The 4,434-nt window shown below is 39.9% G+C and carries 7 protein-coding genes; 1 reads left to right on the top strand and 6 read right to left on the bottom strand.

The genetic code is table 11. The features are described 5' to 3' along the window. Positions 1-13 precede the first annotated feature (13 nt). From ABLA76_RS16360 to ABLA76_RS16335, 6 genes are all read right to left on the bottom strand, one after another. Positions 14-238 carry a hypothetical protein gene (locus ABLA76_RS16360; protein WP_348988733.1) on the bottom strand — a complete coding sequence of 75 codons (225 nt, stop codon included), beginning with the start codon at positions 236-238 and terminating at the stop codon, positions 14-16. After that, positions 238-459, bottom strand: coding sequence for a DUF551 domain-containing protein (locus ABLA76_RS16355; RefSeq protein WP_348988732.1), 222 nt, complete (start codon positions 457-459; stop codon positions 238-240). The genes ABLA76_RS16360 and ABLA76_RS16355 overlap by 1 nt, the downstream gene beginning before the upstream one ends. Before the next feature lie 56 nt (positions 460-515). Next, on the bottom strand, positions 516-815 hold the full coding sequence (locus ABLA76_RS16350) for a hypothetical protein (RefSeq protein WP_348988731.1): 300 nt from the start codon (positions 813-815) through the stop codon (positions 516-518). Positions 816-876: 61 nt separating this feature from the next. After that, positions 877-1,857: a hypothetical protein gene (locus tag ABLA76_RS16345; protein ID WP_047770602.1), complete on the bottom strand. Its 981-nt coding sequence runs from the start codon at positions 1,855-1,857 to the stop codon at positions 877-879. 4 nt (positions 1,858-1,861) lie between these two features. Further along, positions 1,862-2,140 (bottom strand): hypothetical protein, encoded by a 279-nt coding sequence (locus ABLA76_RS16340; RefSeq protein WP_348988730.1) that lies wholly within the window; start codon positions 2,138-2,140, stop codon positions 1,862-1,864. Between the two features lie 816 nt (positions 2,141-2,956). Next, positions 2,957-3,661, bottom strand: coding sequence for a LexA family transcriptional regulator (locus tag ABLA76_RS16335; protein ID WP_348988729.1), 705 nt, complete (start codon positions 3,659-3,661; stop codon positions 2,957-2,959). A gap of 109 nt (positions 3,662-3,770) precedes the next feature. Between ABLA76_RS16335 and ABLA76_RS16330 the strand changes: the two genes are divergently transcribed. Next, entirely contained in the window at positions 3,771-3,995 is a 225-nt protein-coding gene (locus ABLA76_RS16330) for a Cro/Cl family transcriptional regulator (RefSeq protein ID WP_348988728.1), read from the top strand. The last annotated feature ends 439 nt before the right edge of the window (positions 3,996-4,434 follow it).

Raw genomic sequence — 4,434 nt, 5'->3', positions numbered from 1 at the left:
GGCGTGTATATGTTTAGGCATTGTTATTCTCCAGTGGCATAGCTCCGTCCTCTGGATAATCAGTACAATAAATTCCTAATTGCTCTATATAAATCCCACCGTCAACCTGAATTGCTAAATTATCGCCGATAGTAAATTCCTGCTCTAATTCCTCGTTAGTCATTTCGCCATGAGGAATCCCAGCAAATTTACATACTGCTAATATTTGTTTACCTGTAAGTGTTATTCTATTCATCATTATTCTCCTTTCGGTGGTTCTGGGAATTCCATCCAATGGGTAATACCTATGGTGAGATACCATTTAGTCCAGAGCTGATTACCGTTTTCATCTACTCCAGCGCCAATATCTTTGAAGCAGTCTTCAATATGAACCATGTCCATTCCTCCATGCGAGAAATACGCTATTACGCTATCGTCTCGTAACTCAGGCAACCTATCACTACATTTAACCCACTCCATAAACCCTCCTGTTATTCATCGTCATCACAGTCGCAATTGACAATTCGCTGACTTAATTATTTTGTATTTCTCAATTCTCTTACAACTCTGATTATTTCTGCGTACGTAGCATATTTAAATTTCTCAGGACGACCACGTTGAATATATTCATCTACAGACATCCGACGCCATTCAGGATGAGGCCTATTCCCACACAGAATAAATTTAGAATCGTCAACATCTTTTTTGAATACATCTATATTGATAGATTCTGACAGACCAAGACCGTAGAACATTGTTGCAATTATGCGGATCGTGGTCTCGCCTTTATGAATAATATGAATTACCTGCATAACAATATCCTCAGTTATTAGCATTCAACTCACCACAGCCCACTCGGAAATGAGCTGGGGTTAGTTAACTTAGGACCGCTCGTCGCTATTCTTCGTTTTGTAGATAACCAGTTCCGTTGCAATGTGGACACTCTTCGATTGGTGCATGAATGACATCCATCAACTCTGATAAGAAATTATCGATCATCTCTTTTAATTCCCATTCATTGCTTGCAGAAAATTCTTTAATAGGTGTATAACCATTATAATTCCTCTGGTTATGCGTCATCTCATAAATAGTTATTTCTTTAGATGTTGCTGTTTTAAAATGTATTTTTCCTCTCTGTTTTTTTGTTCTGGCAAACATATCTCGGTAAGAGAAAGTACAAGGCTCAAGTAAAGGTATTATCTTTTTAACTTCAAAGCAGAAATCATAATCACTAGTTATTCTGGCAAGTTTTGGATTTATATTATCTTTAACATGCTGACGAACAAGATCATACATCTCTTTTGATGATATTTTACATGGACTGCTGGCTAATAATGGAGCAGGAACGATAATGCTATCTATAAGAGAGTGTTTGATATTTTGATTTATTACAGAATATTGTTGATCTGAGAAGTCATATTTCCTAACTGCTGGATAATTAAATTCTGGTGTTTCTCTGAAATTATCAACTTCACAAATCAAATTAAAATTAACATCAATAAGAACTAAGTAATCAGGTACAACGTCATAAGTTAGAGAATAAAGAGAATATAGCACATCTTCATCAAATACATTCCGTTCATCGTATGGAATTTCCAATGGTAATTTTGTGCTTTGAAGCTCTTTATCTTTCAATTTAAAACGTCTGTTTTGTTTTTCACCAGTGATTAGTGCCTCTACTTTTTCTGGATATGTTGGTATTTCAAACCAGTTTTTCGCAAATGTTTCTGTAGCTTTGTGCCCATCAAATAAAAGCTTATCAATTTGTGTATTATGATAGTCGAACGAATAGCCACTGGTTACATTGCAGTCGGTAATAAAGCACTTGCCAATGTTAGTTTTAATAATGCTTATCTGTAATGCTTTTTTATTTTCCATTTTCCTATCCTCTCGCCGTAACCCCGCCCGACTCTAATCTACGGCGGGGCTTGGTTTTGGTTGAAATACGCTCTTTTGATGGAGCGCCATTTACTGCCGTAATGAAGCTGCTTAATGCGTTAACCGTGCCGCGTTCCTGCTTGGTTAAACGCTGTTTGGGTTCACGGTTGCTCCAGAATGCTTCTTTCCGTTGCTTTTGTAACTGCTCCTGCGTCTGGTTAATAGCGTTATCAATGGCGCTTTCCAGTTTATCGAAATTCCCGTACTTGTAATTTTCGTACATAAAACTTCTCCGTTAATTGGCTTTGATGGTGTAGTGATCGCTACGTTGTGGCTCTATCACAGTTGCGCCTACCGTAGTCCTGATTCAGTCCCATCTGTGAATACTGACTGATTACTTTTTGGCTCAGTCACCACACCTCAAAGCCAACTGCTCTTTGAACCACACTCTCGCAGTGGTCGCGCTCATGCCATTGAGTCCGTATGTTGGAATCGCCCGCGCTATCCTCAGCCGTAACCGGTGCGTGACTGGCGATCACGCTGCACTGCCGGAGCTGTTTTTAATATATAAACCTTGACCCGTCGCTACACAGGCTCACCATACGGTGACTCAGGGCTGTGTCATTACCACAGCATTAGCGCATTGCGCTTGCGGTCTGTCCGATTTGGTTTACATAAATTCTCCTTGGTTAATTACAACGCTCTCTCTGTCAGTGATGCCCGTTCGCGCCCATTTACAGGGGCTAATCTTCTCACTGACAGATTGATCAAGACGTTTGGAGTCCACAATCAACTACCAGCGATACATCGCATTTGTGCGTAGGGGTGTAACAGAGCTATACGCTGTTTTGGGGTTAGATTGTTAAAGAGCGAAACTTCCTTTTACTTTTGGCTCCGTGCCGTTGATGAATGTAATATACCTACAGGTAATTTGATTGTAAATACCCATAGGTAAACAAAGTGCGCGAAAAAGTTTACCTTATTGAATTTTCAGGTAAATTTTTTTCAATTTTGTTTTTAAAATGTGATGGGAATCAATGATTGGTTGATGTTTTAGAGGAATGCAGGTGTGAAGGCCGCATTATGCGGCCTGTAGTGATTAGCAGTGGAATTTGTATGCGCGTGATTGGCTGACCAAAACCTTCCCTTGGATAAATAGATCACTGGCCGATTCTTCATCCAAGTACCAGGTTTCGTATTTTTTGTTGTCTGAAATAATTGCTAGTTTTTTATACTGCAACTGTAATCTTTTTATATACAATTGATTACCCAGCACAAAAATGTATATACCATCTCCATCAAAACAATTTACTGAAATATCGACAAATATTTGATCTCTGGTTTCAAACGTGCCGGACATCGAATCGCCGTTTACAGCAATCATTCTTACATGGTCAGATGGCCTACCGCCAAACAGCGACCTCGCTTCCTCGCTGGTATACTCAATAGAACGGATAGTTTCAATGAATTCATCTCTAACCATAATGCCTCTCCCCGCACTTGCTTGCACATCAAATACTTCAACTTTGTAGTATTGGGAGTTGCGTTTAGGTTCTATTTTTGCATCTATGCCAATAACTCCATCCATCCAGCCTGGGGGGAGATCAAGTGCCTTTTGGATGGCTTGTACCATCTTGTCGCCAATTCGCTTATGCCCGGCTTTATTCGGTGGGTACAGCATGCGGGAAACATAAGATTTATCTTTTCCTATGGCGCGAGAAAACTCCTCTTGCGTCTCATAGCTCGACACAAGCTCTAGGAGCTTCATTCTTCTGGTTTCGTATAAATCAATTTCTATAGTCATAACCACATAATCCACCAAAAATACCTACTGGTAAATTGCCCGTAGGTATTTACAATCTGGTTACCTATGGGTATATTGATGCTGAATAAAGGTAAATAAAGGACAATCTATGGACAAGCTCAGGATGTTTTTGAACGCATTAACAGCAGAGGATCGAGAAATCTTTGCTGCTAAATGCAAAACGACGGTTGGTTATTTACGCAATGCGATTTCCTCAAGAAAGAAGCTTGGAGCCAGCCTGTGTGTATTGATTGAACGACATAGCAATAGTCATGTGACTCGCAAAGATTTACACCCTGACTGGGTGAAAACATGGCCAGAACTAGCAGCATAGTATTCACGCTCTTTAACAATCTGCCCTCACGACAAGCTACTGGTGAACCCTAGCAAACTGAAATAGCGCCGGGTAGTCACTCAGGCAATCGGGTATATCCCGTAAAGGCCCACTCACCAAGAGGCTCAGTCGTGCTAACCATCTATCTCATGATAGCTGACGATTCTGTATTTTTATTAAACAAAACTAAACATTAGGAATGTTACGTATGGAACACGTAAACGCCCGTATTGGTTGAATTAGCAGGAATTAGATTGGAAATGATGAATATTACTGAAAGGCGCCTCACCAGTGGTCGCTAGTGAGGCTAATTGTTCTAGTTGAATCATTTGGAATGAATTCAATAAGCGAGGTTAATTATACATGAAAAATAAATTTAATCACAGTGCTGTGCATAAAAATAACCGGCGTGATCAGGTTTCGTTTCTGAGCACATCTC

It is taken from the genome of Xenorhabdus sp. SGI240 (genome assembly GCF_040081915.1).
Lineage (GTDB): Bacteria > Pseudomonadota > Gammaproteobacteria > Enterobacterales > Enterobacteriaceae > Xenorhabdus > Xenorhabdus bakwenae.
This window is presented reverse-complemented; position numbering and strand designations above follow the sequence as displayed.